This window comes from Paenibacillus gyeongsangnamensis (assembly GCF_027533625.1).
GTDB classification, from domain to species: Bacteria; Bacillota; Bacilli; order Paenibacillales; family NBRC-103111; genus Paenibacillus_G; species Paenibacillus_G gyeongsangnamensis.
Genome location: NZ_JAQAGZ010000008.1, coordinates 206,464 through 230,325, shown reverse-complemented (window position 1 = coordinate 230,325; position 23,862 = coordinate 206,464). Strand labels below are relative to the sequence as shown.

General features: G+C 48.0%; 24 protein-coding genes, 2 pseudogenes and 3 riboswitches. Of the genes and pseudogenes, 18 read left to right on the top strand and 8 right to left on the bottom strand.

What is annotated here, in order from left to right:
- The 4 genes from O9H85_RS14290 to O9H85_RS14275 all read left to right on the top strand — a co-directional run bounded on the left by O9H85_RS14290 (position 1) and on the right by O9H85_RS14275 (position 1,538).
- Positions 1-291 carry a nucleoside-diphosphate sugar epimerase gene (locus O9H85_RS14290; protein WP_269882097.1) on the top strand — a complete coding sequence of 97 codons (291 nt, stop codon included), beginning with the start codon at positions 1-3 and terminating at the stop codon, positions 289-291.
- A gap of 31 nt (positions 292-322) precedes the next feature.
- Positions 323-670, top strand: a complete 348-nt coding sequence (locus O9H85_RS14285; RefSeq protein WP_269882096.1) for a hypothetical protein — start codon at positions 323-325, stop codon at positions 668-670.
- Complete coding sequence (locus O9H85_RS14280; protein ID WP_269882095.1) at positions 667-933, top strand: hypothetical protein; 267 nt, start codon at positions 667-669, stop codon at positions 931-933. Before O9H85_RS14285 ends, O9H85_RS14280 begins: the two co-directional genes overlap by 4 nt.
- Before the next feature lie 143 nt (positions 934-1,076).
- Positions 1,077-1,538, top strand: coding sequence for a ferritin-like domain-containing protein (locus O9H85_RS14275; protein WP_269882094.1), 462 nt, complete (start codon positions 1,077-1,079; stop codon positions 1,536-1,538).
- Between the two features lie 523 nt (positions 1,539-2,061).
- On the opposite strand, the gene O9H85_RS14270 is transcribed toward O9H85_RS14275, so the two are convergent.
- On the bottom strand, positions 2,062-3,126 hold the full coding sequence (locus O9H85_RS14270) for a ketoacyl-ACP synthase III (protein WP_269882093.1): 1,065 nt from the start codon (positions 3,124-3,126) through the stop codon (positions 2,062-2,064).
- Between the two features lie 256 nt (positions 3,127-3,382).
- Between O9H85_RS14270 and O9H85_RS14265 the strand changes: the two genes are divergently transcribed.
- From O9H85_RS14265 to O9H85_RS14230, 8 genes are all read left to right on the top strand, one after another.
- Entirely contained in the window at positions 3,383-5,269 is a 1,887-nt protein-coding gene (locus tag O9H85_RS14265) for an adenylate/guanylate cyclase domain-containing protein (protein ID WP_269882092.1), read from the top strand.
- Positions 5,260-6,075 carry a sensor histidine kinase gene (locus O9H85_RS14260; RefSeq protein WP_269882091.1) on the top strand — a complete coding sequence of 272 codons (816 nt, stop codon included), beginning with the start codon at positions 5,260-5,262 and terminating at the stop codon, positions 6,073-6,075. The genes O9H85_RS14265 and O9H85_RS14260 overlap by 10 nt, the downstream gene beginning before the upstream one ends.
- Positions 6,072-6,746, top strand: coding sequence for a response regulator (locus tag O9H85_RS14255; RefSeq protein ID WP_269882090.1), 675 nt, complete (start codon positions 6,072-6,074; stop codon positions 6,744-6,746). The genes O9H85_RS14260 and O9H85_RS14255 overlap by 4 nt, the downstream gene beginning before the upstream one ends.
- Positions 6,747-6,830: 84 nt before the next feature.
- Positions 6,831-7,475, top strand: a complete 645-nt coding sequence (locus O9H85_RS14250; protein ID WP_269882089.1) for a YcnI family copper-binding membrane protein — start codon at positions 6,831-6,833, stop codon at positions 7,473-7,475.
- 167 nt (positions 7,476-7,642) lie between these two features.
- Positions 7,643-8,461, top strand: a complete 819-nt coding sequence (locus O9H85_RS14245) for a CAP domain-containing protein (protein ID WP_269882088.1) — start codon at positions 7,643-7,645, stop codon at positions 8,459-8,461.
- A gap of 159 nt (positions 8,462-8,620) precedes the next feature.
- Positions 8,621-9,088 (top strand): large conductance mechanosensitive channel protein MscL, encoded by a 468-nt coding sequence (gene mscL, locus O9H85_RS14240; RefSeq protein WP_269882157.1) that lies wholly within the window; start codon positions 8,621-8,623, stop codon positions 9,086-9,088.
- Positions 9,089-9,414: 326 nt separating this feature from the next.
- A complete protein-coding gene (locus O9H85_RS14235; protein ID WP_269882087.1) occupies positions 9,415-10,578 on the top strand; it encodes a tyrosine-type recombinase/integrase in 1,164 nt (387 codons plus the stop codon).
- A 132-nt stretch (positions 10,579-10,710) separates the two neighbouring features.
- On the top strand, positions 10,711-10,881 hold the full coding sequence (locus O9H85_RS14230) for a hypothetical protein (RefSeq protein WP_269882086.1): 171 nt from the start codon (positions 10,711-10,713) through the stop codon (positions 10,879-10,881).
- On the opposite strand, the gene pssA is transcribed toward O9H85_RS14230, so the two are convergent.
- The 3 genes from pssA to O9H85_RS14215 are packed head-to-tail and all read right to left on the bottom strand — an operon-like array spanning position 10,876 to position 11,849.
- Positions 10,876-11,373 carry a CDP-diacylglycerol--serine O-phosphatidyltransferase gene (gene pssA, locus O9H85_RS14225; RefSeq protein WP_269882085.1) on the bottom strand — a complete coding sequence of 166 codons (498 nt, stop codon included), beginning with the start codon at positions 11,371-11,373 and terminating at the stop codon, positions 10,876-10,878. The genes O9H85_RS14230 and pssA overlap by 6 nt on opposite strands.
- Positions 11,374-11,396: 23 nt before the next feature.
- A complete protein-coding gene (locus O9H85_RS14220) occupies positions 11,397-11,555 on the bottom strand; it encodes a hypothetical protein (RefSeq protein ID WP_269882084.1) in 159 nt (52 codons plus the stop codon).
- 12 nt (positions 11,556-11,567) lie between these two features.
- Positions 11,568-11,849, bottom strand: a complete 282-nt coding sequence (locus tag O9H85_RS14215) for a Gp49 family protein (RefSeq protein ID WP_269882083.1) — start codon at positions 11,847-11,849, stop codon at positions 11,568-11,570.
- A 390-nt stretch (positions 11,850-12,239) separates the two neighbouring features.
- Here O9H85_RS14215 and O9H85_RS37745 point away from each other — a divergent pair.
- From O9H85_RS37745 to O9H85_RS14205, 3 genes and pseudogenes are all read left to right on the top strand, one after another.
- Positions 12,240-12,909, top strand: a pseudogene (locus O9H85_RS37745) (APC family permease); the annotation flags it as partial.
- A 242-nt stretch (positions 12,910-13,151) separates the two neighbouring features.
- Entirely contained in the window at positions 13,152-13,943 is a 792-nt protein-coding gene (locus tag O9H85_RS14210; protein ID WP_269882082.1) for a hypothetical protein, read from the top strand.
- 168 nt (positions 13,944-14,111) lie between these two features.
- Positions 14,112-15,372, top strand: a pseudogene (locus tag O9H85_RS14205) (transposase).
- Positions 15,373-15,399: 27 nt separating this feature from the next.
- Here O9H85_RS14205 and O9H85_RS14200 read toward each other — a convergent pair.
- From O9H85_RS14200 to O9H85_RS14185, 4 genes are all read right to left on the bottom strand, one after another.
- Entirely contained in the window at positions 15,400-17,304 is a 1,905-nt protein-coding gene (locus tag O9H85_RS14200; RefSeq protein WP_269882081.1) for an APC family permease, read from the bottom strand.
- A 164-nt stretch (positions 17,305-17,468) separates the two neighbouring features.
- Positions 17,469-17,999, bottom strand: a complete 531-nt coding sequence (locus tag O9H85_RS14195) for a hypothetical protein (RefSeq protein ID WP_269882080.1) — start codon at positions 17,997-17,999, stop codon at positions 17,469-17,471.
- A gap of 405 nt (positions 18,000-18,404) precedes the next feature.
- On the bottom strand, positions 18,405-19,178 hold the full coding sequence (locus O9H85_RS14190) for an alpha/beta fold hydrolase (RefSeq protein WP_269882079.1): 774 nt from the start codon (positions 19,176-19,178) through the stop codon (positions 18,405-18,407).
- A gap of 497 nt (positions 19,179-19,675) precedes the next feature.
- On the bottom strand, positions 19,676-20,131 hold the full coding sequence (locus tag O9H85_RS14185; protein WP_269882078.1) for a hypothetical protein: 456 nt from the start codon (positions 20,129-20,131) through the stop codon (positions 19,676-19,678).
- 122 nt (positions 20,132-20,253) lie between these two features.
- Positions 20,254-20,422: riboswitch (cyclic di-AMP (ydaO/yuaA leader) on the bottom strand.
- Between the two features lie 333 nt (positions 20,423-20,755).
- Positions 20,756-20,948: riboswitch (cyclic di-AMP (ydaO/yuaA leader) on the top strand.
- 138 nt (positions 20,949-21,086) lie between these two features.
- Positions 21,087-21,284: riboswitch (cyclic di-AMP (ydaO/yuaA leader) on the top strand.
- A gap of 121 nt (positions 21,285-21,405) precedes the next feature.
- Between O9H85_RS14185 and O9H85_RS14180 the strand changes: the two genes are divergently transcribed.
- From O9H85_RS14180 to kdpA, 3 genes are all read left to right on the top strand, one after another.
- A complete protein-coding gene (locus O9H85_RS14180; protein WP_269882077.1) occupies positions 21,406-21,816 on the top strand; it encodes a hypothetical protein in 411 nt (136 codons plus the stop codon).
- A gap of 231 nt (positions 21,817-22,047) precedes the next feature.
- Positions 22,048-22,125, top strand: a complete 78-nt coding sequence (locus O9H85_RS37740; protein WP_409348141.1) for a potassium-transporting ATPase subunit F — start codon at positions 22,048-22,050, stop codon at positions 22,123-22,125.
- A gap of 52 nt (positions 22,126-22,177) precedes the next feature.
- Positions 22,178-23,851, top strand: a complete 1,674-nt coding sequence (gene kdpA, locus O9H85_RS14175) for a potassium-transporting ATPase subunit KdpA (RefSeq protein ID WP_269882156.1) — start codon at positions 22,178-22,180, stop codon at positions 23,849-23,851.
- The last annotated feature ends 11 nt before the right edge of the window (positions 23,852-23,862 follow it).

The following is a 23,862-nucleotide window of genomic DNA, read 5'->3' as shown; positions in this document are numbered from 1 at the left end:
GTGCAACGACAAATATCCGGCATGTTAGAGCATATGGCGACTTCCCAGCTGGAAATGGCCAAAATTCTCGAAGCCAAACGGCAAATCGCCGTGCGCATGGCGCAGCTGATTCATGACATTCCGCCTACGAATCCGGCGTTCAACGGAATTGAAGCCTTGACCGAGCATTCGATGAGCATCACCAAGAACATCGCCACGTACCTTAGCAGCTTGGCGGATTTCGAGGATGCCCTCGCGGATAATTTGGCCGTAGTGTTCAAGCAGGTGCAGATTCCGGATGAAGAAGAGTAGCGGCATAGTCCGAGGAAATGAGGGTTGACCGGTGAGCAGAAACGAGACCTATCACCGCATGTTGATGGCAGCCTCGCACTTTCAGTTGAACATCGCGCTTATTCTGGAAGCCAAGGCGGTCGAGGCGGCGCGCTCCTGCCAATGGATTTGCCAGCATCTGTCAGGCGTGCATTTCGAGGACCACGGCGAGCAGTTGAAGAAAACGATCGAAATTCACGATCAATTGATTGAAGTGATCGACGGCATGACCAAGATGGAGCAGGCGCTCGCCAAAAATATTCAGATTATTCTGGGCAGCCAAGAGGAGGAATCCGGGGCCGGTCAGGGAGGCGATCAGTTCGGTACGTTGTTTCCGTTCGGAGGCGAGAACAACCAATGAATTGGCATGAAGAGGAGAACCGGGTGAAGCTTCATGTTCTGCATTCCCTGGCCCGAAGCCAGCGGGCTTTGGCGCGCATCATCGAGAGCATGGCGGACATGGCCGAAGGGGCGGAATCGCTGTCCGGGGACCTGGGCCGGCAGTTGGAAGCGATCAGCCGCTACCAGCGGGAGATTGCGGTGAAGATGATCGGGGTCCGCATCCGCCGGCTTCGGCGGGGCGTCCCCGGCAAACCCTGGTTGTCCGAGGCGCTCCGCAAATAGCCCGAATGTTTGTACGGCTGCAAGACGAGGCCCGGAGCCTGCTGCCGGGAGATTTCCTTGTTCTGGGCTGTCGCATGGGCGAGCCCTGGTGAATACGCTATAGTATAGGCATTCACCTAACGAGGGAATGGGAGGGAAGCGTTATGCCATGGAATGCGCTTCATACTTCAGACCGGCTATTGCTGTCTCACAAGCTTCATTACCGCGATTTACGGCGATTTTTGGATCAGCTGCAGTGGAGCCTGGAGCACGCGAGCGGCTCAGTCCGCCTGTATGCGGAGCTGCTCAAGCTGACGCCGGGCGACGAGGAAGCCTTCGAGCTCGAACGGCTGCTGCAGCAGGAAGTAAAGCACTACGCATTGATGGAAGAGCTGTACCTGGAGCTGAAAGGGTCCGAACCCGATGTTTACCCCGCGGTACCCAGGTTTACGACATATCGGGAAGGCCTTCAGGAGGCCGTCCGCATGGAACGGGAAGCGATAAGGCAGTATCGCGATACTTATTTGCTGACGCCGAGCCCGCGCATTCGGGATGTGTTCTTCCTTGCGATGAGCGACGGGGTGGATCAGCTGGCGACGTTATTTCTGCTGACGCAGCAGATCTGAAGGAAAATAGTCAGTGCTCGCTTAAACCGGGCATAGCATAGGAAAAGGAGCCGGGGGGCTTCCTGGAGGTTGCCCTAGAAAGTACCGGGGAAACATAGCGAAAAGGATTATGGGTGGAGGTATCCCCTTCCGGTCGCTGTTGTTTGCAGGAAATTTTGATATGATCCTAGTGTTAACGGAAATTTCCCACAGACAAAGGCGAACGCTCACGCTCCTCCAGGGGATACCCCTCACCTGTATTTTTCGCAATCTTAATGAATGGGTACTTTCTCGTCAAGCTGAAGGGAGCCGATGGGCTCCCTTTTTCGGTTGATAAGAATTGTCCGCAGAACGGCCGATAATCAGGCTCAATGAAGGCGCAGCATAATAACTAATGGAGTGTCGGCCGGCAGATGATAAAGAACCTCCGGGCACAAGGAGTGAACCTAAATTCACTCATTACGTCCGGAGGTTCACTGCAGCCTGCACAGCGGCCGAGCTTCATCCTGCCTGCAAGGGCCCGGCAATGAGACGGCTATCCGGGTCAGGCTTCCGCCGCGCTGCGCCGCAACGATTTCCAGCGAAGCAGCTGTCCGCCGTGAACCAGTCCGCCGCCGAAGCCGTAGAGCAGCAGCAGCTCGCCGTCCTTCAGTCTTCCCTGCCGCTCCGCCTTATCGATGGCGAGAGGAATGGTCGCCGCCGAGGTGTTGCCGAACTCCTCAATCGTATGCAGCGTCCGTTCCAGTGGGAGCCCGGTGCGCTCACATACGGATTCGATAATGCGCAGATTCGCGCTGTGAGGCACGAACCAGTCGATCCGTTCCACGCCAATCCCCGCTTGCTGCAGCAGCCGCTCCACGCCCGCAGGCACGGTTTGCACGGCGAACTTATAAACCTCCCGGCCGTTCTGAACGATCGTATCCTTCTCCTGGACGGCTACTCCGTTCATCGTTGCCGCCGTATTTGTTTTATACAGATGGATGCCGCCGCTGCCGTCCGATCCTCCGGCGTAAGCCAGCAAGGACGGCTCCGCCTCCGCATCCGCCGGATCGCGTTCGAGCAGCACAGCCCCCGCGCCGTCTCCGAACAGGATGCAGGTCGTACGATCCGTATAGTCCGTTATTTTGGACAGCGCGTCGGCGCCGATGATAAGAATCTTGCGGTGAAGGCCGGAGGCGATCATGCCGTCGGCGAGGTGCAGGCCGTAGAGGAAGCCTGCGCACGCGGCACTGATGTCCATTGCCGTTACCTGCGGAAGCCCCAGCTGATGTTGGATGAGACAAGCCGTAGACGGGAACATGAAATCGGGCGTGCTGGTGCAGACGAGCAGCATCTCGAGATCGTCCAGCTGCACATCGTAGCGCTCGATCAGATTGCGGACCGCTTTCGCGCTCATTGTGCTTGTGGTCTCCTCTGGGGAGCAAATGCGTCTTTCCCGGATGCCGGTCCTCTGCACGATCCACTCGTCGCTTGTCTCGACGAGCTTCTCCAGATCCGCGTTCGTGAGCTTGCCCTGCGGGACGTAGCTGCCGATGGCGGTGATCCGGGAACGGTAAGGACCGGAAGCTGCGTTCAGCGCATTCGCTGCGTTAGAAGGTAAAACGGTCACAGGAATCACCTCTTCTTGTATCGTTTGATTGAAAACTTAGTATCAGATATTAGTACCAGGTAATAATTTATTTCTATGCTCAAGATACAATATTATTCACGCGGTGTCAACGGATTACGATAAATAAGGATAAGGCTCTGTTGAAAGCCATGCCACACAAGGGCGCAAGAAAGCATGCACCGTTCCGGCTCCTTCTCGAAGCGAGGGAGGCTTCGGTGTATAATGATCTGAGAACTTAAACGGAGGAATGGATAGCATGGCGCTGCCGACCCAAAAATATAAGCTCGAGCGAGTTTTCCCGCTGCCCCGCAGGCAGGTATGGGAGCTGCTCAGCCAAACGGACCATCTGAACCGGGTAATCGGGCTGTTCCCCCTGCGCAGCCGGCAGTACCGGTTCCAGGGAAGCTCCTTCTATCAGGAACTGTCGGCGAAAATCGCCGGGGTCGTGCCGATTCGCTGGGAGGAGCATCCCTTTCAATGGATTCGGGATCGGAATTATTCCGTTGTCCGGGAATACGCAGGCGGGCCGCTGAAGCGGTTCGTCGGCGGCATCGAGCTTGAGGATGCGGAGGAGCGGCTTCCGGACGGAACGCAGTCTACGCTCGTACGGCTGTTCGCTGAATTTACGCCGGCGAATCCGCTGGGGTTGGCGGCGATCCCGATGGTCGGAGTGCGCTCGATGCATAGTACTATGAACTATTTGGAGACGACTGTTCGTCTTCAGAGGCGCGGACAAGCCCACCTGCTTCCGCAGGTCCGTTCCTCGTCTCCGGTGAATGCGGTCGAGCTGGATTCCCTGATCTCGCGGCTGACGGCGACCGGGGAGAACAGCGAGCTGACCGGGCTGCTTCAGGATCATCTGATCCGCAGCGGGGACGATGAGGTCGTCGATATGAAGCCCTATCTGCTGGCAGCTCGTTGGAAGTCGGACCGCGAAGCGACGCTGCGTATGTTTCTGCATGCTACGAAGCTCGGCATCACCAATCTCAGCTGGCATTTGATCTGCCCCAATTGCCGTGTATCCAAGGGCGGAGCAGCTGCGCTGTCGGGAATCGATCCGCGGTTCCATTGCGATTTCTGCGGCATTGACTACGAAGCGAATTTCGACCGCTACGTGGAGCTATGCTTCAGTGTCCACCCGAACGTGCGCCGCGCGTTCAAGGAGGTCTATTGCGTCGGCGGTCCGATGATCACGCCGCACATCCTCGTGCAGGCGGTGCTCCCGCACGGGGCGGAGGCCTGCGTGCCGTACCCTGCGGCCCCCGGCCCCCTCAGGCTGCGCACGCTGCGAACGAACCGCATCATGCGGTTCGTTCGCGGCTCCGCAGCCGGCGGGGCCGCCGGGACGGACGCGGCGCAGGAGCTCGTCTACGGCACCGGAGGGTGGCCGCAGGGCGAGCTCGCCGAGCCCGCCCCGGGAACCTTGCTGCGGCTTGTCAACCGCAGCGGCGAAACCATTTGCGTCGCCCTTGAGCAGGCCGATTGGGATAACGATACCGTCACCGCCGCGAAGGTGACGGCCATGCACGAGTTCCGCAGCATGTTCTCCTCCGAGGTGCTGGCTCCGGGCCGGCAGGTCGGCATCGAGAGCGTCACGCTGCTGTTCAGCGACCTGCTGGAGTCGACGGCCTTTTACGAGCGGGTCGGGGACGCGCAAGCATACGGTCAGGTACGCCGCCACTTTGATTTTATGCAGCACTGGGTGCAGCTGAACCGGGGGGCGCTCGTCAAAACGATCGGCGACGCCGTGATGGCGGTCTTTGAATATCCCGAGAACGCCGTTAAGGCGGCGCTCGACATCCAGACGAACATCGGGCGTCTGAACGAAGGCCGGCAGGACAAGCCTCTGACTGTCAAGCTCGGTCTATACCACGGGCCGGCGATCGCCGTCAACTCGAACGGGACGCTCGATTACTTCGGCCGCACGGTCAATCTGGCGGCTCGGACGCAGTCGATGAGCCGGGGTGGCGATATTATGATCAGCCGCGAATCCGCCGAGAGGCCTGGAGTTCGCGGGCTGATCGACGAATACGGGGCGGCTTCCGAATGGCTTACGGCGGAGTTCAAAGGGATCGAAGGCCGGATCGAGCTGGCCCGCCTGACATTAACCGGGACGGAAGGGAGGCGGCAAGCATGTCCATGAGAACCTTGAAATGGCTGACCATCCTCCTTCCGCCTCTGCTCATCGGGGGGTTCGAGTACGTCAGGCACGATTTCCTGCTGCAGGAGCTGTCGATGGAAACGGGCAACATGTACATCACGCTGCTGACGCTGGTGCTCTCCTATTTATTCGCCAACTGGATGTTTCACCGTATCGGCGTCATGAACGAACGCCTCTCCAAAGAGCAGGCGAGGCGCGCCGTGCTCGAGGAGCGCGAGCGTCTGGCGCAGGAGCTGCATGATAATATCGCGCAAATGTTATTTTTCCTGAACGTACAGCTTAAGAAAGGCCAGATCGGCGAAGCCCGCTCGGCCGTGACGGAGATCGATCACCATCTGCGGCAGGCGATCTTCAATCTGAGGACCCCGCCTGAAGACGGCGCCTCCTTCGATGCCCGGCTCCGCGCCTGGCTCGACGAATGGAGCGGCATCAGCGGGATTGCGGTCGAGCCGTCCATCGAGCTGCCGATCCGGAACATTCCGCCTGCCGCGGAGGTGCAGCTATTTTCCATCATTCGGGAAGCCTTCACGAACATCCGCAAGCATTCCCGGGCCGATCATGCGTGGATTACGCTTGGCTCCGGCGAGGCGGGAGGGGGCTGGCGGCTGCGAATCGCCGATAACGGCATCGGGTGGAACGAAGAGACGGGGGACAGCGGGACCCGCTACGGCATTCCGATTATGCGCAAACGGGCGCAGGAGCTCGGCGCGAGGCTCACTCTGCTGCAAGCCAATGAGGGAGGGCTCGAGCTGGTTGTGACCGGCAAGCTGCGGGAGGAGAAGAAATGATGAAATATCGCGTACTTACAGTGGATGATCATCCGTTCGCCCGGCGCGCCGTCCGAACGGTGCTGGAAGGCGAAGCCGATTTCGAATGGATCGGAGAGGCGACCGGCGGAGAGGAAGCGGTGGCGATGTGCGGGGAGCTGCTTCCCGATCTCGTGCTGATGGACCTCCAAATGCCGGGCATGAACGGTTTGGAGGCGACCAGACGGATTAAGCAGCTCTATCCCCCTATCCGAGTCGTCATGCTGACGGTTTCCGATGACGTAACGGATTTATTCACCGCCATCCGGTACGGGGCGCAGGGTTATCTGCTCAAGAATATGGATCCCGACGATTGGGTGGCTTACTTAAGGGGAGTGCTCGATGAAGAGAGCGAAATCTCCCGGAGCATGGCCGACCGGTTGTTTCAATCCTTCCGTTCGGCTGGTGCAGCGCCGGTTTCCGAGGTTCCCCCGGGGAGCTTGTCGCAGCGGGAGTCCGAAATTCTCATCTGCGTCGCGAGCGGGCAAACGAACCGCAAAATCGCAGAGGAGCTATGCATTACCGAAAATACGGTCAAAAACCACATCAAAAATATTTTGGCCAAGCTGTCCCTGGATAACCGCGTGCAGCTGACTGCTTATGCCGTCCGTCACGGCCTGACACATAACAGTCAAAAAACAGGTCCCCAATAGCCCGGTTGAGTCATTCCTGTCCGCGGCGGTTTACGTTACATTAAATATGTGAATAATGACCGCTGAAAGGCAGGAATAACGATCATGAAAAAAAAATTCAACATGCTGTTTACGGCGGCGCTGCTGCTGTCCATGCTGACGGCCGGCATCGCAAGCGCTCACGTCACGGTTCAGCCGGTCCAAACGACTCAGGGGGCCTATGAGAAGTTCGCCGTGCGCGTGCCGAATGAGAAGGATATCCCGACCACGAAGGTGGAGGTAAAATTTCCTGTCGACTCGGTAACCGTTTCCCGCTTCGAGCCGAAGCCGGGCTGGAAATATGACATCACGAAGGACGCTTCCGGCAAGATTACCGGCGTCGTGTGGACGACCACGGGCGAGGGCTTGGGAGCTACTGAGTTCACGGAATTTTATATGCAGGGCAAGGTGGCGGATAATGCCACAGCGCTTACTTGGAAGGCTTACCAAACCTATAAAGACGGCAGCGTCGTCGAATGGGTAGGGGCCGAAGGCTCCGATAAGCCGGCATCCGTGACCAAAGTGAATGCCAAGCCGGCAGGCGCAGCTGCGGACAGCCATGGCGCCACGGCGGCTCCGTCCTCACCGGCCAGCGCGGCTCCGGCCGCGGCAGCTCCGGCGTCGAGCGCGCCGCTGTACCTGTCCATCGCTTCGCTGGTGGTGGCATTAGCCGCGCTCGCGGCCGCGCTGACCCGTAAAGCGAAGCGATAAGCTTCAAAGAATCCGTTGCCAGCCTGGAGAAGGCGTGCGGCGGGTTCTTCATTTTTAACCGCTAAAACACGATTGTATCTTCTTCGAATGGAGAAAACTTACATAAAAAAGATGAACCCGGGGGATGCTTGAATTGTCAACATGACGATCCAGGAGGACCTTCTCACGTGCTGCATCATTTACGCAAAAGAAAAACCAGCTTCGTTCTGACGATCTGTTTGCTCATCGCACTTCTGACGGCTGCTACCGCTTACGGCTTCGGCCGGGGAGCTCAAGGACCGGATGTGTATGCCGTCCAGGGAATGCTGAAATCGCTTGGGTATTTCCAGGGTAACATTACGGGCACCTATGGCTCCGAAACGGAAAAAGGCGTCAAGCTGTTCCAGAAGGCGTACGGATTGCCGGTTACAGGAGCGGTGGATAACCGGACGCTGCAGTCCATTCTGTGGGCATACGGCAACCTGAAAATTCCGCAGAAGCCTGCTCCAACGCCGGCACCGGAAAAGGCTCCAACGCCAGCACCAGCGCCTGAGCCCGCTCCTGTGCCGAATCCGGGACCGGAGACGGCGCCTAATAACGAGCCGGGATCGCAGGTGCCGGAGCCGTCCGCGGAGGAGAAGCAAATGGCCGATCTTATTAATCGGGCAAGGGCCGAAGCGGGTCTGCCGGCGTTAACCGTCGATCCGCAGCTTGCGAACACTGCCCGGTTGAAGAGCCAGGACATGGCGGATAAAAACTACTTCTCCCACCAATCGCCTACCTACGGCGCGCCCTACGACATGCTGAAACGGTTCGGCATCAGCTACAAGACAGCCGGCGAGAACATCGCCTGCAACCAGACGGTGGAGGTTGCGCATCAGGAATTGATGAATTCGCAGGGACATCGCGTGAACATCCTGAGCAAGGACTTTACGCACATCGGCGTCGGCATTGTGAGCGGCGGCTCCTGCGGCAAGATGTTTACGCAGCAGTTCATCAAGAAATAACGGCGATCCGTCCGCGAGATGCCTCAATCCCTCTCCCCGAAGCAAATCAGGGGCGGGGGATTTTTGCTGCTTCGAAACTATCGATTTTTGACGAAACGTATAATATAATCAGAGCACGATAGATTCAGGGAAGGGGCAAAGCAAGGAATGGCGTCCAAAATCATAAAAGAATTTAAAGAATTCGCAATGAAGGGCAACATGGTGGAGCTGGCGATCGGGGTCATTATCGGAGGCGCGTTCGGGAAGGTCGTCACTTCCATCGTGAACGATATCATCATGCCGCCGGTCGGGCTGCTTCTAGGCAGGGTCAATTTCTCCGATCTGTTCCTCCGGCTGGATGCGAAAGGCTATAAGTATGCCACGCTGGCCGATGCCAAGGCAGCCGGTGCGGTGACGTTGAATTACGGCATCTTTATTAATACGCTGCTGGATTTCTTTATCGTTTCGTTCGTCATCTTCGTCGTGGTGAAGCAGTTGAACCGGTTCCGCCGCAAGGAGGAGGATAAGCCCGATCCGAAGGCGAACCTGAAGGAATGTCCGGAATGCTTGTCTGAAATTCCCAAGAAGGCCGTCCGCTGCAAATTTTGCACCGCTCAGCTGGAAGTCCGTCCCGCCGACCAGGCGTAGCTTCCATGGCTTTCGGCCCCCGTCTGTCCGTCAGACGGGCTTTTTTGTTGTCCGGCCGTGGGCAAAAACCTTGTAAAACCGCGGCATCGCCCATTTTTTCCGTAGGACGCACCAACATTATGCTCCCTTCATAAACTGGATTTGACTGTATCCCTAGACCTTGTAAATGATACAAAAACCCGGGCAAGGAGGGGTGACAATTATGAAGGGCAGCGACTTATATCATAAAACCTAGATTCTACGCGTAGATTGTTAATGTCGGGTGCATGTTGATGCATTCTTGATGCAATCCGGCATCGCATAAATCTGGGGGTGGAGGTGCTATCATGGCAAGTATCTATAAGAACGAAAAAGCAAAATCGAACCCCTACTGGTTTCAAATCATGGTGGATGGTAAACGGGTAACCAAACGCGGCTTTCGTACCAAGGGCGATGCCAAAAAAGCTATGGATGAAATCGCGACGAAACTCAACAAAGGCGAATACGTGAAAGAATCCAGTATGACCTACGCTGAATATTTTACATCATGGCTAGATCTTAAGAACGAAGTTGCCGATTCAACTCGCGAGATGTATGAATCGTATTTTCGCATTCATATAGAACCATTTTTAGGAAAATACCTGTTATCCAACTTAGGTCCTTTGCATATTCAGAAATTTATAAAACACATAAAAGATAAAGGATTATCCGACCAAACAGTAAAGCGAGTTTATTCAGTTGTGAATGCATCACTCAATGCGGCTGTACGAATGGAAATCTTAACCAAAAATGTGGCAGATAAAGTTGATAAACCCAAGGTGAAGAGAACCGAACGGCTAATTTGGTCAGAACAGTCGATTAAAGAATTTCTCGAGCGTTCAAGAGGACAGTCGAGATACTGGATCGCAATTTTTTTAGCTGTTATGACCGGTATGCGTCAAGGCGAAATTTTGGGTCTCATGTGGTCGGATATTGACTTTGATAAGAGAATCATTTACGTTAGGCGAAACTTAAGAAAAGATCGAAACACATATTCCGAGTTGAAAACGGAAAAAAGCAGGCGTCAAATTCATATATCCCCTGATACAACAGAGATGCTAAAAGAACAGCGTTATAAACAAGAGATTGAAAAAAAATACGCAATTCTAAAAGGCACACCATATGACGATAACGGCCTCGTTGTGGCAACGCAAAAAGGAACTCCAGCTAAAAGCACCAAAGTGCTAAAAGCATGGAAGACGCTTTGCCATAAATACAAACCTGCACATGAGCCGGATATGACATTTCACGATCTTCGTCACTTACATGCGAGTATCTTAGTTAATGATAATCACGATATAGTCTCTATTTCTCAGAGGCTTGGACATTCCAATGTTACAACAACTCTTAATACTTATTCGCATACGATGGTCAAAAAGCAAGAAGCAGCGGCGGTTGCTCTTGATAAAATATTCGATTTTGGTTTTAGGAAAAGTGATAAGGCTAGCCAGAAACATGAGAAAGATAATTGAATCAATCGAGCTTGCTTTGGTTGAGACTTGAGCGGATTTTGAATCCAGCGGCCGATCCGTCGAGTGGTAAAAAACATTGATTAACCATTTGGATTACTTTGTTAACTTTTTATATGCTGAAAGATCGCGAACTTGCTGGAGCAGCTCGCTCTTGGCGGAATTCGTGAACGGATGTTTCACTTATTGGTTAAATTGGCCGAACAGTTTGGCATTAAGGAAGAAGGAGATCTTTATAAAATTGACTTACCAAATTCCGTGAACGCCGATCATGCCGCAGTGTCTGCTTATTTTACCAATTTATAACTTTCTGATCCGCATTTTGCTTATCATTAAAAAAGCTAAAAGAAGCGCTATGCACGCTTTCGCGTTAACATAATTCGGCAGCCACAATAGCAAACACAAAGTAAGCCCAGCAGCCGTAATGGGAAGTCCTTCAAAATATCCTTGTGTCGGATGAGTCATAAAGCGGGCCAACCGAAGCGCACCTGAGATAGGAAATATTATAAGAACGAGTGCAGATATAAAATGTTCAGTGGAGGTTTCATAGAAGGCCAATGCGGGTACTACCCCAAAACTGACGATATCAGCTAATGAATCCAGCTCAACTCCAAACCCGTTTGTTACCTTGAGGCTACGGGCTATTTTTCCATCAAACAAGTCAAAAAGTGCTGAAAATAATACGAGGATAGTAGCATATCGCGATAAATGATTGACAATCAGAACCAATGCAACAATTCCGCTGCTCAAATTCGCTAAAGTAAAAATATTGGGAAAAAATTGTACGATTTTTTGCAAACAATCATGTCCTTTCTTGAATATTAAATGGAATCAAGTTCATCATAGATTTGTTCATTAACTTCTTCGTTATCGTTATTGAGAGGATAAAAAAATCCTAATTCATGTAAAGAAGTATCAGAATCGCCATTTTGTATCTGAAGTAAATAATCCTTAAATGCAGATTTTATTTGTTCAAACATTACAAGTCCTCCTTAATTTTCATTTTTTAAAATCATCATAAGTCCCCAAATTTTTTTTAACTCAATAAGAGCATCTTCATAAGCGTAGAACTCCCCGATATCTTTATTAAATTGCGCATAGTCGGTTAATTGAGATTTACCGATCACTTCAATCCCATTCTTTAATTCTAATAAACAGACGGTAGTTGATTTCCCTATAGTCTTAAATTCTTTTGTCTTAATTAAACGTTCAAGCTTATTGCGTACTTCTTTTTCATGCATTTTTCTGTAATCTTCATCGGTAAGTCTTCTCACTTCGAATGCCCCTTCGTAGTATGCTTCATAAGTTAATAATTTTATTTTTGACAGATGAATAAACATTTATCCTTAGCTTTACTACACTAATCGACTAATTAACGCTTAACTTCCCCCGAATAGACAGGTTGCGATGGAATCCGAATTTTCAGCAAATTGTTGGCGTATGTCATCAAGAGATTGAAAAAGCATTCTTCATTCACCCGGCCTCTAGCAATACGAAGCCGGCCTGCAGAAAATAACCAGAATAGCCGCAAGCATTACCCAAACGCCATCGATATCAGATTGCAGCCGAGCGATGGTTGTGCCGTCATCTGCGAATGTCAACGCAGGAAGCAATGGAAACATATAAGTAAAAGCTAATAAAATTTTTTTCTTACGCGTTCTTTCGCTATCCGGGGAGATCGGCTCGGTTATTCAAATGGGATGATCGTTTTAGCTGCTTCGGCTGCGATTCTCATTGCAGCATTCACAGACCAACGCCCTTATTCCTTTATTCGCCATTGGCGTATTTACTGCGTTTACAGTCGCGCAATTTGGTTAATTTGGCACTGATTTAAGGTGAAAGGGAATAAATGACGAATAAAGGCTGCGATAAATACGATCGGGGCCTGCGTAACGATGCTGGTTACTGCGATATTCAGCGTCACTAAATTCGCGGAGGGCGCATGGTACTCATATCCGGTATTCACAAGGTCGTTCTGAATAATCTTTTGCCAAAAGTTTGAACGAAGAAGTTATCGCTTTATTTATAGGATTTAATTACGAATCTATTTTGGATATCCAAAAGAAGTGGAATGAATGGGGCTCCCCCTGTAATCTGGTTGCGCTTAAAAGCGAATATCGTTCATTGCTTCAACCACTCTCTCGGTTTATCAATGAGATTGAGGCAGCGGAGGGGGGAAAACCAGATCACATTCATCTTGTAATTGCTCAATTTATTCCAAGGCGGTGGTGGCACTTTGCGCTGCATAATCAAAGCGCGCTGCTTATTAGAGCCTGGCTATTTAGGCATAAAGATATTGTGATAACGACTATTCCTTATCACTTGAAAAGATAAGAAAAAGCCGCCATCGAAAGTTAGTACTGATTTGCGGGTCTTCGTTGTTATTATGCATTCCGTTCCCTTAGCTACGCAAATGGTAAGGAACGATTGCAAAAACAATGCCTTTTCGATGCCGCAATTACGCGGATTCGATAAGCAGATTGATTATTAGAGAATTAGGCAATGAATTATTCCTAAATTTTTTCGAGCGAAATGAACATACTACCATCATTAATGGTTGGCGAGAGGTGTTAAAGGTGGTAACTACGACTAAAGAAATTATTCACGAAATCCGAAAAGATGAAAACAATCCATATCGTGCGATTCTTTTAGTTAAGCGTGTGGGATTACTTACTGATGCCTGCCGTGTATTAATGGAAATTCCATCTTACATAGACAACGATAAAGATGTATTCAAAATCGTTCAACGGTGGCATAATTTGATTCAAAGGGAAAACTACTCTAATTTTATTGCTCATTACGAAGAGGCTGGAAATCTTCCATCTATTGTAGGGTATCGGCCAAAATTAGACAACAGCGGTATGCCGGTGAGAAACGAGCATCGGCAAATCTTGTATGAGCGTATTCCTATACAAAATTGGATCTGGTCCCACATAAATGGAACAATACCCGAAGGAACTATTCTAAATCATGTAAATCTATGGCAACACGATAATCGATTATCTAATTTGATACCAGTTAAACCAGAAGAGCATGATGCCAATAAACGCAACCTCGATTTGGAACCGTCACACGATCCAAACGGGAAGACTTACTTTGATAACAAAGCAAATCGAGATGAAAATCAAACGCTCTATCATGGAACTTCTTACGTTCACAATATCTTCATGGGGCGATTTGAACCAGGCGATGATTATGAAACCGGCGTATTAATACACCAAGTAACTCCATTGTTATTGGAAAAATGGTCAAGGCAGCGAATCTATGACTACTTCAATATATTAAAACCCGGTACAGGAATGGACAATGTGGAAAATACCATTCAAACCGCGTTGAACATATTCAGATGGAAACCTGATTTTCTATAAACGTAGGGGGATATACCATCGTACCATGCTAACTCAAATCCAGGTAGTCAATGAGTTAATTAGGGCTTGCTGGACAAACGAAATTTCTAACTCCCACAAGGATTGAAAGCCATTTTTGTCGAATTCATATGCAAGGAAATACCCGGAAAATAGCCAAAACCCTTGCAGATGGAGGAAGCGAACGTATTTCATCGGACCGAAGATACCCCTAACCTACTGGAAAACTTTTATTTACCCTTCGGCGGGAAACTGAATCCCAACAATCGATGGGTTCAGCTTGCCAAACTCGTCCCTTGGGACAAAGCCGAGGAGAAGTACGTCCAGACTTTGGGCTCCCCTAGGTTGGGGCAAAAAGCGTATCCGGTACGCGTTGCACTCGGTTCTCTCCTGATCAAAGAGCGCTTGGGTTTAAGTGATCGGGAGACGACTCTGCAGATGCTCCCGTACGTCAATGACCCCGGCCTCCGAGAGCAACCGTGGTACCCTAATGCTGGATGCCACCTGTGCGCCTGCCGACATCAAGTACCCCACGGACTTGCATCTGTTAAATCATGCCCGCGAGATTTTGGAAACCATCATTGACACGCTGCACCGGCCGCTGGTAGGCATTTTGGAAAAGCCGCGTACCTACCGGAATCAGGCCCGCAAAGCATTTTTGAACGAATCGAAGCAACGCCAGCCCAAAGGTAAGACGATTCGCAAGGCCGTGAAGAAGCAACTGGGCTATGTGAGCCGGGACCTGCGGATCATTGAGGAGCTCTAACGAAGCATACGCCCTTGACGGTGCTGAAGAAGGCTGTGTATCGCCGTCTGCTGGTGATTCATGAGTTTGTACCGACAGCAACGGGAGATGATGGAGAAAGTCGTCCACCGGGTAGAGCATCGAATCGTGAGCATTGATCAGCCCATGTTCGTCCTATCGTTCGTGGCAAAGCCGGAGCCAACGTGGAGTTTGGGGCCAAGGTGGCAACCAGTCTGGTAGGCGGGTACGCCTGGATCGAAGCGATGGAATGGGACCCGTTCAACGAAGCGCTAACATTGCAAGACTCGGTCGAAGCCTACAAACAGCGGTTCGGTGTGTATCCAGCCGTGATTCTGGCGGATAAAATCTACCGCAACCGGGAGATTCTGAGGTTTTGCAAAGGCTTGGGAATCCGACTGAGCGGCCCCGCGCTGGGCCGGCCAACCGTAGAAGGCCAGAAGACGGACCGCAAACAAGAACGCCTGGATGCTGCTGAACGAAATGCAATAGAAGGCAAATTCGGAGAAGGGAAGCGACGATTTGGTCTGGGTCTCATCCGAGCAAAAGGAGCTACATATGACGGTAATCGCCCTCCAGTTCATGGTGATGAACTTGGAGCGTCGATTACGAGCTCTTTTTGCACTTTTTTTCAGAATCGTCATGCCCAGGCTTCTATTCGCGAGTTAGTCTGGAAAAAGTATCGTTCAGCAAGCCCTAATTATGAAGGTGATAAGGTACTGTAGTGACTATTACATCTTTATTTTTAAAGAACCAGGCTCTAATTAGCAAAGAGGTTTGATTGTGAAGTGCATACTGCCACCATTTATTTGGAATAAATTGAGCAAGTATAAGGTGAATGTGATCGGGTTTTCCGCCTTCCGCAACTTCAACTATATTGATAAAACTGGATAAGGGTTGCAACAAGGAACGATACTCATTTTTTATCGTAATTAACGGGCAAGGAGAGTCCCACTCTTCCCATTTCATTTTCATTTTTTCGATCGACTCGTCATCGAAACCGATATACAGCGCGATGACTTCTTCGTGCATGCTTTGGGCAAAAGAAATGCTGTTTAACACCACACGATGTATGCCTGATATTAATACAACCGACAACATCCGGTGCTTTTGAGGGTGCATGGTCTTCAGATCAATCCGCAGTTCATCTGCGATTCGATCATAATGCTTTCGTACTGCCATCGCAGCAAAGACAATTAGGGGAAGAGCTATTAATACTACCCAAGCTCCGTCTTTAAATTTGGTAATGGCAAATACGACACAAACTAACGCCGTTATCACAGCGCCTATTGCATTAATCAATGCTTTCAATTGCCAAAGAGATCCTTTGACTTTCAGCCAACGACGGGTTAGGCCAATTTGGGCCACAGTAAATGCGGCAAAAACGCCAATAGCGAATAAGGGAATTAAAGCATTCGTTTGAGCATGGAACGCTAGGATCAGTAATGCGGACAATGCAGCCAAGACAATCATACCGTTTGAGTAGCCAAGACGATCTCCTCGAATCATCAGGGAACGGGGTAAAAATCCGTCTGCAGCTACTAATGCAGTCAATTGCGGAAAGCCCGTAAAGGTGGAGTTCGCGGCTATAATCAAAATAATAAAGGTTGACCACGTTATGATTTGATAAAATAGTCCATGTCCAAAGTATACTGTTGCTAACTGTGACAACATCGTGTTATTTGGGTCAACCGGTATTCCCTTGACATACAAGTGATACGCAAATCCTATCAATGTTACACCTGTTAATAACCCCATTGTGATGTAAGCTTTAATTGCCCCTTTTACCGGCGGATCTCGGAATATGGGTACAGCGTTCGAGATTGTTTCAATACCCGTTAAAGCGGAACATGCGGAACTAAATGCTTTTAGAATGATAAGTATCGTTAAGTTGGTAGGTACCGTTCCTAATGGAGGAGTCATACTCTGAATAAAGCCGTGTTGGAATTCATCGTTAAAACCAGCAATGATCAGGATAATCATGCAGATGATAAAGAGAAAATTTGGCCAAGCAAAAATCGTGGCCGATTCAGACAAGCCACGCAAATTGACGATCAGAATAAAAATGACACAAAAAACGGATAACGATGTTTGGTAATGTCCTACGATCGGATAAGCGGAAACAATCGCTTGAATGCCTGCTGATACGGATACGGCAACGGTCAATACATAATCGATTAACAAGGCGCTAGCTGCAATCAAAGACATCCAAGGTTTCTTGAAATTTTCTCGCGCAATGGTATAACCGCCGCCTCCATTTGGATAAGCCAAAACCCCCATGATGTACGATACAATGAGCATTCCAAGAAGAATAACGGTAGCCGCTGTAATCGGCAGAATGATCCACTTGACCGATGGCCCCAAACTCACCAGCTCAGTAACTCCTGCTTCTGGCCCGTATGCAACAGATGAATATAGATCAGCAGATAAAATCGGCAACGCAATTAACCAGAAAAGCTTATTATGTTTTGCGTGAAGTTCTTTTGTCCGCATCGGGCGACCGATTAAGAACTTTTTGACATGTTCGAAATTGATAAATGCAAATAAAATCATGATGACTGCCAAGACATAAAGCACTGGATGAATCCATGATGAATGCATGAATAACCCTCCTTCCTGAATTAACAATTATTATGTGCATTAATATTTTGTTATATACTGGTACCGTACTTAGTCGATACTCTCATTCGGAATATAATCTACTCTTTAAACAAAAATAAACTAAGTACCCCAAAAAAACATTAACAAATTTTAATGTTGGGGCATTACCTTCTCCAAACATTTGAGAAGATCAAGGATGGTTCAGAATAAAGCTTGATTGAATGCTGTCGTTGTACTCGTTCAATAAAGCGAAATAAATCCTTTTCATTTTCGCATACTGCTACATGTACTAACCATACTGTATAACGTTTTTTTTGTATCGCAGAGACATGAGTAGGAAAATCGCGATTGGAACGAAGCACATACCAACCCGGTTTCACATGTTTCCAAGGTTTACGGAACGCGGCAGACAATCGGAGGCAAGAGCGGCGTTGCCAATCTAATTTTTCTTGCTCCATGCGAATAGAATCATATACCTTCTTTAGTTTGATGGAACTGGCATCATCAATCCAATGAGTCCACCCGGCTTTCCTTACATTGTTCAATAAATCAGTTTGTGAATCAGCAAACCAATATCCCATAACCATTTGCAGGTTATCTCTGTAGCACCAAACAGCCCCAAACCATTTATTTTGAAGAGTAAATGGATCTAAGTAGCCTTGGGCACAACCAAACATTACATCCATTGGTTTCATCTCGATTCCCTCTTTTCTGTAAGAAAAGACGAATTAAATTCAAAGTCTGCAATTTGGGAGAAGCAATTCCAATTCCAAACCTATAAATTATGCCCTTGAGCTTTCCGTTTTAAATTCTAAGGGCATTCGATCATCAGAACTCAGGGTTCATTTAATTCAACATCACCGTAACTTTTTCTTTTCAATTAATGCAGGCTTAACACAATTAATTTTGGAACAATATTGTTTCATACCGTCCCATCTACCCCAAATACACCCAATACATTTCTTAGGTTGCTCTGCTTTGTAATGGTCAATGTATCTTTTTCTCATAAATCCTCCGAAATATGCCATGTAATAAATTTAGAAATTGAATACCAAGTCTACGAAAATGCTTTTACTGTGCTTTATCTGGCTATTTGAATGTTAGTTGAGGGCCCGCAATTCCTTCGGTAATTTTTTACTTTCAATCCATGACACAACGGTTTTTGTGAATAGAGCGGGTGCATGAAAAGACCAATGATGCTTCATTCCATCCACAACGCAAGCTTGAGAATTAGGAAAAGCATCTCCAATGTCCCGGCAAGATTGTATCATGAACCTTGATTCTTTCTCACCGACTAAAGAAAGCAAACGACTAGGACATTCTGAAATATTGGTAGGAATGCGAAACTCAGCATTTTCTTTCAGTATTCTTTGGAGTGGATTCCCATACAAGATCAACGAATCCTTCTTGAATTCATTGAAATACATCATGGGGATTCCAAGCTGCTTAAGCTTCGTCCGTAAAAAGTAATCATTGCTCTGAAAAGGGGAGCAAAGCATAGTTACAAAAGGAAGAAGCTTGGCCCTCAAGGCCGGTTTGACTAAAACGCCGCTAACCATAGCGGATTGGATAAGCTCCGGAGCAATGGAAAGCAATTGAATGACTACCTGCCCCCCTAGAGATAGCCCTACTACATGTGTATATTTGTCGTGCGCTTTTTTCCTGATTAGTTCGGCGAGCTGCTCAGCACTATTGGAAATTGTAAAGGGTTTTTCACAGAAGCTTCCCTGATGTTCAGGCAAGTCCGGAACCAAACAGTGATAGTTCCTCATTTGCTCAATTTGAGGCTGCCACATCCAGTTACTTAAACAGCTACCATGAACAAATAATACCGTTGTGCTATTTTCTTTACCATGCTCTTTGAAGCCAAGCATCGAATTTTCCCTCCAAATCATCAATGAAAACAAAGTCCGATCAATAAAGCTGCAAGTGTACTCACAAAATAAACTGAAAGACTCGCCACGCAAGCATAAAGTATGAAATTTATTTCTTCGTTTGTGTTTTCTTTAATCTCACGATTATTCAATTTTGTGTCCTTCTTCCGTCAATTTAAGACGTATAGATCATAAACATCTTAACCATAGAATCCAAAAATTAATTCTATCCCCAGTAAAAAAAACGAAAATCGAAATGAACCCTAAAAATAAAGTATTTCCCCAACGCCGCGAGGCTGCTAATTATGGTTAAACTTGCTTTCTATATCACATTCGAAACGAATTAATTCCAGCTTCTCACCCGAATCGATACAAATGTCGGTCTGTTCTGGTTGTATGTTCATAACAACCGATTCACATTGAATATAGGCTTTTTCTATTTGTTGAACCAATTCTTCCATCTTTAAACACTTACTTTCGTTATGGGATCATTAGATTTAAAAAGAAAAGTAGGCTTGCGAATGTTCGATCAAGAAGGAACGCTCCAATGTAATATTATTGTATTTTTGTCTTTTAAAAGGATTTTGTAGTTGAAAATCCAAGTCCATCAAAGCGGTTTCCGCGAGATCTTTTCTTACCTGACCCCAATTCTCATTCTTGCTTTGGACGTAACACATACCGTCGGGGATGGAGAGACCTTTGATATTTACAAAGACAGAAGCCCATTGGACGATGTCGAAGTTTTGTTTTGTGCAAGGCAAAATGTATTCCCCCCAGCCGGCGAGGCCGTTACTTGAGATTTTTAGTAATCCGCAGATACACTCACTACTAATATGAGGTAAACAGTTTTCTATTATTTTGCAGTCTAATCGGAATATTTCTATAGAGCCAATCTTGTTGTACTTTAATCTTTTTTCGGTCAAATCGGGTAGGGGATCCGTTAATTTCATCATGACAACCTACACTCCTCAACTTTTTTATCAATTTTTGAAAACAAAAAGAAGCCCATAGAGCAGAGAAACTCTACTCTCGGGCTTCTTCCACAGTGAATAAACGAGCTGCAGAGGCACGATCGTGGTTCTCTCTCAATACGCTTACGAGGTTAGCTGTCGGATTCGGGCTTGAGAGTGCCCTACTCAGGGCATACGAAGTATGCCTAAGATTCACCCCATGAAACCATATGGAACTTAAATGGTTTGTTGGTTCCCCCGTTTCCCTATTCGGGAATTCAGCGTTTGAAATGTAATATCAAGGTGTTGAAATGTATATTACGCCTGGCGGTAAATAAAGTAAAATTCAAATTTAGAGATTATTTTCGATATTTTAACTTTTAAAGTAAATGGAAACGGATTCATCATGATATGGCATTTATTATCTATGTAAAATCTACGTGATGCTCCTGCTTTCATGGAAATCATGTAAACAGGAGAAATATTGAGATTAGTGGAGAAAATGGGAGATTGGAATGGATAAGGTCCCCCGCAATCCTTGTTAAAGCCAGATTTGAAAGAAAGCATATATTTACAAGAGCATGCGGCAGGAGTAAGATTCAAATCATGATTTAATACAAAGTTTTCAAATTCTAATCGCTTAATTTTCTTAAATATTAAGGAAAACGGGGGAACCATTAAAGCGATGTATTGACGGTGTGAGAGCCGTCATATGCATCTCTTGGGGTGAATCCTAGGCCATACTTCGTATGTTCTGGGTAGGGCGACTCTCACCGCCCGAATCCGTCAGCTAACCTCGTAAGCGTAGAACAGCAATGTTTTTACGAAATGAACCGGTTTATTTCGTAGATGCTTTGCATTTGAGAGAGGATGATGAAGCTTGTGATCGGCTGTTACGACCACAGAGCTTAGACCTCTGTGGTCTTTTGTTGTCTTTTATTGAAAAAATGATACCATTTGCATCTTCTCGCTGAATCCTTGAATGGAAAAGGAACGGGGGAACCAACGGCAGACATGATAGCTTCTCTTTTCGTAAAAAGATGAGTGATCATGACTCCATGGGGTGAATCCTAGGCATTCTTTGAATGCTTTAGGTAGGGCGACTCTCACGCCCGAATCCGACAGCTAACCTCGTAAGCGTACCGAGAGAGGCAACGATTATCGCGTTTAGGCACAGTTTTATTTTTAGTGCCTTAAGAAGCCGCGATAAGAGTTCATCTCTTATCGCAGGCTTCTTTTTTGTTGCCTTCTCTTCTGTCAAATTGGAGGAGAATAACATGGAAAAGCAGCAAGAATTCATTCTGGTTTCGGCCCCGAACAAAATAGGGGAAGCTTTTATCCGCCAATTGAAGGTACATCAGTTGCCGTTTGTGGCTATCGTTAACAACAAAGGAGAACAAAATAGGTTAGAGAAGCTTGGCGCAAAAAACATAATTATGGTCGATACTTCTGAACTGAATATGTGGATCATGCCGAATTTCCCAATTGGAAAAGTGTTTTTGTTTGAAAATAGTTTAACCCTATGCTGCCGGTATATCCAAATTTGCCGAAACTGGACTTCCGAACCAATTTATGTGATTACACATTCTAATAACCCCCGGTTGATATACAAAGGAATCGGGGCAAGCCATGTGATCCATACCAATAATGATGAAGTATCATTTTTAATTCATTCACTGGTTGGTTAAAATTTGAACCGCATGTATATTTTTTTGTAATTACGGAACAATATTGAAAAAATATTTTCAGCGATGGGAACTGGGGAGGAGGTGTTTGCCATGTACAACGATTTTACAATGGTGCTTTTATTCGTCCTTACTTTCCTGGGATTTTGGGGATTTCTAAAATTTTGTGAAAAAGCTTAAGGTTGATGCTTACGAAGCAGGTTTTGCTTCGCAAAACTCTAAGGAGGCAGCTCCATGATTATTATCGGAATTATAGCTTTGGCTTTAATGTTGTATCTTGGTTTTGTACTTGTGAAGCCGGAGAAATTTTAAATAAGCGATTCCAATTGAACTTACGTTAGCAGGGGGAGATCCTACCATGGGTATGGGTTTAGTGCAGGTCATTATCACACTGGTTATTATCATGCTTCTTGTGAAGCCGGTGGGCAGTTACATGGTGAAAGTTTTCGACTATGAAAAAACCGGTCTAGATCGCTTCTTTGGTCCTTTTGAACGGATGAGTTATCGGATCATGGGTGTGAACGAAGGTGAAGCGATGGGCTGGAAGAAGTACTTGGGAGCCATGCTTCTAACCAACTTCATCATGATGATGCTCCTATATGCAATATTCCGGCTTCAGAAGTTTTTGCCGTTAAATCCCGATCACATCGATAATATGCCTGCCCCATTAGCTTTTAACACGGCAGCATCCTTTATTACAAACACGAACTGGCAAGCCTACAGCGGGGAAAATGCACTTTCTTATCTTTCGCAGCTCCTGGCGATTACGTTTCCGATGTTTACATCCGCTGCAACCGGCTTCGCGTTGGCGATTGCCTTCATTCGCGGGTTGATTGGCCGTCAGGATAACCTGGGGAACTATTACGTCGATTTAGTCCGATCCATTACACGCGTTTTTTTACCGCTTAGTTTCATTGTGGCCTTGTTCTTAGTGTTTCAAGGTGTTCCTCAAACATTCCAAGGGGCAGTGGATGCAACGACGATTGAAGGAGCCAAACAGACCATCACAAGGGGTTTAGTAGCTTCGCTTGAATCGATAAAACATATCGGTACCAATGGCGGCGGATGGTTCGGTACGAACGCGGCTCATCCTTTTGAAAATCCGACACCGCTGACCAATTTGGTTCACACTATTTGCATGATGCTACTGCCAACTGCATTGGTGTATGCATTCGGTCTGATGATTAAAAACAAGAAGCAAGGTTGGGCCGTATTTGCAGCTATGGGAATTATTTTCTTGGTCATGCTCGCTACCGTATTTGTAGCTGAATACAACGGAGTTAAAGCTCTGGACGCGCTCGGCGTTCACGGCAACATGGAAGGTAAGGAAGTCCGATTCGGATTGTCCGAATCGGCTTTGTTCACCGCAGCAACCACAGCAGCCACGACGGGTACCGTAAACAATATGCATGAATCCCTTACCCCGATGGGCGGGTTTGTTGCGCTAGCAGAAATGATGCTAAACAACGTGTATGGCGGTAAAGGCGTCGGCTTATTGAACGGACTAATGTATCTGATTCTGTCCGTATTCATTTGCGGTCTTATGGTCGGTCGTACACCCGAATTTTTGGGTAAAAAGATCGAAGGCAAAGAAGTAAAGCTGGCTGCGATAGCGCTTCTGATCCATCCGCTCATCATTTTGGCGCCGACCGCTTTGGCGCTCGTACGTCCGGAATCGGTTTCGGCCATCGCCAACCCAGGTATGCATGGTCTTTCCGAAGTGCTGTATGCATTTACGTCAGGCGCGGCAAATAATGGTTCCGCCTTTGCCGGATTAAGCGCGAATACGAATTTTTATAACCTAGGCATCGGTTTAGTGATGTTGGTGGGGCGATATGTTTCGATCATAGCGATGCTGGCCATTGCCGGTTCACTCGCAACCAAGCGTGTTGTTCCGGTAACGACGGGTACGCTCAAGACGAATACGCCTTTGTTTACAGGGATTCTAATTATGATCATCTTAGTCGTTGGGGCACTTACATTCTTCCCGTCCCTTGCACTCGGACCGATTGCTGAACACTTAGCAATGCCGCGCTAATAACGTCGGTG

Excerpts from the sequence above, each read along its gene's own strand:
- O9H85_RS14185 (WP_269882078.1), bottom strand. The coding sequence starts at position 20,131 with ATGATGAAATTAACGGATCCCCTACCCGATTTGACCGAAAAAAGATTA.
- O9H85_RS14275 (WP_269882094.1), top strand. The coding sequence starts at position 1,077 with ATGCCATGGAATGCGCTTCATACTTCAGACCGGCTATTGCTGTCTCAC.
- O9H85_RS14260 (WP_269882091.1), top strand. The coding sequence starts at position 5,260 with ATGTCCATGAGAACCTTGAAATGGCTGACCATCCTCCTTCCGCCTCTG.
- O9H85_RS14255 (WP_269882090.1), top strand. The coding sequence starts at position 6,072 with ATGATGAAATATCGCGTACTTACAGTGGATGATCATCCGTTCGCCCGG.
- O9H85_RS37740 (WP_409348141.1), top strand. The coding sequence starts at position 22,048 with ATGATTATTATCGGAATTATAGCTTTGGCTTTAATGTTGTATCTTGGT.
- O9H85_RS14280 (WP_269882095.1), top strand. The coding sequence starts at position 667 with ATGAATTGGCATGAAGAGGAGAACCGGGTGAAGCTTCATGTTCTGCAT.
- O9H85_RS14250 (WP_269882089.1), top strand. The coding sequence starts at position 6,831 with ATGAAAAAAAAATTCAACATGCTGTTTACGGCGGCGCTGCTGCTGTCC.
- kdpA (WP_269882156.1), top strand. The coding sequence starts at position 22,178 with ATGGGTTTAGTGCAGGTCATTATCACACTGGTTATTATCATGCTTCTT.
- O9H85_RS14180 (WP_269882077.1), top strand. The coding sequence starts at position 21,406 with ATGGAAAAGCAGCAAGAATTCATTCTGGTTTCGGCCCCGAACAAAATA.
- O9H85_RS14265 (WP_269882092.1), top strand. The coding sequence starts at position 3,383 with ATGGCGCTGCCGACCCAAAAATATAAGCTCGAGCGAGTTTTCCCGCTG.
- O9H85_RS14195 (WP_269882080.1), bottom strand. The coding sequence starts at position 17,999 with ATGAAACCAATGGATGTAATGTTTGGTTGTGCCCAAGGCTACTTAGAT.
- O9H85_RS14200 (WP_269882081.1), bottom strand. The coding sequence starts at position 17,304 with ATGCATTCATCATGGATTCATCCAGTGCTTTATGTCTTGGCAGTCATC.
- O9H85_RS14190 (WP_269882079.1), bottom strand. The coding sequence starts at position 19,178 with ATGCTTGGCTTCAAAGAGCATGGTAAAGAAAATAGCACAACGGTATTA.
- O9H85_RS14235 (WP_269882087.1), top strand. The coding sequence starts at position 9,415 with ATGGCAAGTATCTATAAGAACGAAAAAGCAAAATCGAACCCCTACTGG.
- O9H85_RS14220 (WP_269882084.1), bottom strand. The coding sequence starts at position 11,555 with ATGTTTGAACAAATAAAATCTGCATTTAAGGATTATTTACTTCAGATA.